This is a genomic window from Acanthopleuribacter pedis (genome assembly GCF_017377855.1).
Lineage (GTDB): Bacteria > Acidobacteriota > Holophagae > Acanthopleuribacterales > Acanthopleuribacteraceae > Acanthopleuribacter > Acanthopleuribacter pedis.
Map to the genome: position 1 here is coordinate 1 of NZ_JAFREP010000085.1, position 3,168 is coordinate 3,168.

3 protein-coding genes are annotated in these 3,168 nt (G+C 50.9%); 2 read left to right on the forward strand and 1 reads right to left on the reverse strand.

What is annotated here, in order from left to right:
- The coding region (locus tag J3U88_RS33905; RefSeq protein WP_207863660.1) for a tyrosine-type recombinase/integrase at window positions 1-745 on the forward strand (745 nt) is incomplete at its 5' end.
- Window positions 742-1,026, forward strand: a complete 285-nt coding sequence (locus J3U88_RS33910) for a hypothetical protein (protein ID WP_207863661.1) — start codon at window positions 742-744, stop codon at window positions 1,024-1,026. The genes J3U88_RS33905 and J3U88_RS33910, both read left to right, overlap by 4 nt.
- A 281-nt stretch (window positions 1,027-1,307) precedes the next feature.
- Here the strand turns inward: J3U88_RS33910 and J3U88_RS33915 are convergent, their stop codons facing one another.
- Window positions 1,308-2,258, reverse strand: coding sequence for a tyrosine-type recombinase/integrase (locus tag J3U88_RS33915; protein WP_207863662.1), 951 nt, complete (start codon window positions 2,256-2,258; stop codon window positions 1,308-1,310).
- Window positions 2,259-3,168: the final 910 nt, after the last annotated feature.

The following is a 3,168-nucleotide window of genomic DNA, read 5'->3' on the forward strand; positions in this document are numbered from 1 at the left end:
CGAAACACCACCATCAACCAAAGGCTCTTCACCTCAAGCTGAGAGAGCCGGGAATCCGTGTACCCACAAAAACGGTGGGTCCCTTTTCGGTGATCGAGGTGGGTCCCTTTTTGCTTGCCAAATACAGTGGGACTATGTAGACCTGAAACTGGGTGTCATCTTTCTCCCAGGACAAACTAATGATGAACAGGCCCAATTCACCGGCGTAAAGAACAATAGGGATCACCTGATCCCGTTGTCCTCGTACCCGTGGGAGTTACTGCGGGATTTACATCATCAGCGAATAACGATAAGCCCATATGTTTTTCCCTCGGTCCAGTGTGTTCATAAACCGATCACCGACTACGGGACGTACCCAAAAATCCTCAGCAAAATGGTCGGTATCGACTTCGGCCTCCACGCATGTCGTCGGACCTTCGCTTCTATTGCCGACGACGTGGGTTTGGATTACCTCAAAGTAAAACGCTCGCTGAACCACAGTTTTGAAGGTGGGGTCACTGGTGGATATATCAATCCTGGATTCAATCCCGAACGCAGGCGCAAACACTTCCAGAAAATTTGTGATTACATCCTTCGCTGCAAGGCTATCCACAACGGGGAAATTCGGCAAAAGGAAGAAGACTTCGATCAAGAAGCCGCGCTGGCGAAGCTCGAACAGTACATTTGGGATCTCGGACTTGAACCGACCGAAGCGTTACGCAAGATTGTTAAGCGTACCCAAAAAGCTCCCGGTGTCGCGTCATGAAACACATGATTCAGCCGGTTGATGGACTTCCCCACATTTTGGTGAGTTGGTACCACGACGGGTTCACCTGGGCCGTGCAACAACATGGGAGAAGTATTGTGGCCGATCCCGCCAAAATCCCCGTGGTTCACCCGACCAGAGAATCTGCCTATCAGGCCGCTCTTCCTGCCTTGGGGCAAGTTCTTACCCAAGTGTTGGAAGACACCTATGGCAAAGCGTTTGTTGGTACATACGCGGCCGACACCCTCCAGAATCGCCCTGGGACCACCCGTTCCACGTGATTCGCAATATGGCGACACGTTCCAATCCGGGGGAATACCCCTGCACCCGCATCGAGCAATACCCACGGAACGGGGCGGCTTACCGTCCCGTTCCTCGTAAAAACCTTTGTTCAGGTAATCTAACCTCTGCACCTTTTGACCCGTCGAAGCCGATATCAGTTTCTCCACCTGAGCCGGATGCCCCGAATTAATTTTGATTGTGGTAAGATCTGTTATCACCAATAGAATAAGTTGTTTATCCGCGAATAATCATACCAGAAAAACCGAGGTCTGGTGTGGGTTTAAGCGAACCAATCTCGGAAAAAGAGTACCCCGTTGGAACGAAGACGATTTCGAATATCGTAATAGTTCAGGGTTCGGGTACTGGTCTGTCCGGTGGCATTCATGATGGTCTTATCGTCGAGACCTAAGTCGCGCGCATGACAGATAAAAGATGCCCGAAAACTGTGCGGCGTAATGTGTTTTCCATCCAGGTAAAGTGTGCTGATTTTGGCCACGATGTTGAGAATACTTTTGGTGGATAACGGTTTGTTGAGGCTTTTCGTGCGGTTGTTCTGTGCCGGTGAAAACAGGTACTCGCCCTCGGGGGCGACCAAACGATACTCATTAAGCCTGGCCATGAGTTCGGGAAACACGGGGACATACTTCAAGCGGTTCCCTTTTTGTCTGATGGCGAAATGCCAGGGATTGGGATGAAGTTGATCCCAGCGCAGACCGGCGAGTTCGGTGCGACGTAAAGCAAAATGAAAGAGGGTGGCAATGACCAAATAGTTTCGGAACGCGGAGAACCCCTCCGACCGTCGCTCAGAAAGCGTTTTGATCAACGAGCGGATTTCCTCGGCCGACAGGATCGGCGTGTTGCTGGCTTCCTGTTTCGGGTAGGCCTTAATGCCGTGAATGGGGTTGTGGGGGTACCCATACACCGAATGCAAGTATTGGAAAAACGAGGCCAGGCAATAGCGCTTGCGGTTCAAGGTGTTGGTGTTGAGAATGTGTCCGCTGACTGGGTCACGTTTGGTTTGCCGGTTCAGAAACGCAATCGATTCAGCATGTAACTCACGTGGCGAAACCTTGAGTAGGAAATCGTGAGACAAGTCGCGCTGAATCAGGTAGGTGGTGAACTGTTTCAGGTCGGCACGATACGCCCGTTTGGTATGAACGGATTGCTGTAAGCCCAAGAACTGAGATACCAGTTGGTGGATGGACTCGTTGTCGGTTTCGCCATTTGCCAAGCGCTCTCCGAGGCGGGGGATCGAGGTGTGCCCTTGCCATGAAACGTTTTGATTGTGATAACAGATCATATCACCAATAGATTGAATAAGTTGTTTTCTCAGAAAAGGTTAGCGGGTTTTTGAGGTAGACACCAGCCCGAGAGGAGAACAACCATGACCGATCAGAAAGTTCACGACCACAATTTCCCAGCACCAGGAGTCAGTCAAAAGCGCGGCGTGGGTCGTCCCGTAAGTACGACTACTTGCTGGCGTACCTGGACGACGACGAAATCTACACACCGGCCAAAATCGTGCGGTTCGCTTTTGAAAGGGACCTGATTTCCGTACCGCCGGAAACTGAGGAACAACATAAGCTCAGGGTAAAAATCCGGCATGCTTTGGCCCGCAAAAGTGCTCGTTTCGGGTTTCCCGAAGAAGGCGATGGCGTTATCAAGATAGACGGGCAAGCTCCGGCGCGTGGCTGGTTCGGGTCGCGTTGGAAGCGGCATCCTCCGTCGCGGTCATCAATGAATACGGCACCTCATAAACGCGATGCCTAGCCCTGTGCCGCCGGATCGTAGACGGGCGGCTGCCGCAAAGAGACGGTGACACTGGCCGCCGTGTGATCAAGTTCGGAACCCGGCGACCCAAATGCATCAGAAAAAAATCCGCCATAAAATTCCTGCTTCAAAATGCTTGCAAGAAACGAACGGTAAAAGTTCCGACTTTTTTGGAAAAACCAGCAACGGTTTGCGTTGATGTAAGTAGAGGCTTTTCGTTCTCAAAAAAGCCGTGGCATACACGCAATGCCGTTAAGTTAAGAGAGAAAATTACAGATTAACCTGTTTGTAACTAAGTATTTATGGTAAAATTGCGGCATGAGACATGCTCTGGCGGGCTTGATTGATAAGCCCACCGAAATTTATTCTCA

Coding starts and splice junctions, on each gene's coding strand:
- J3U88_RS33910 (WP_207863661.1), top strand. CDS start 742: ATGAAACACATGATTCAGCCGGTTGATGGACTTCCCCACATTTTGGTG.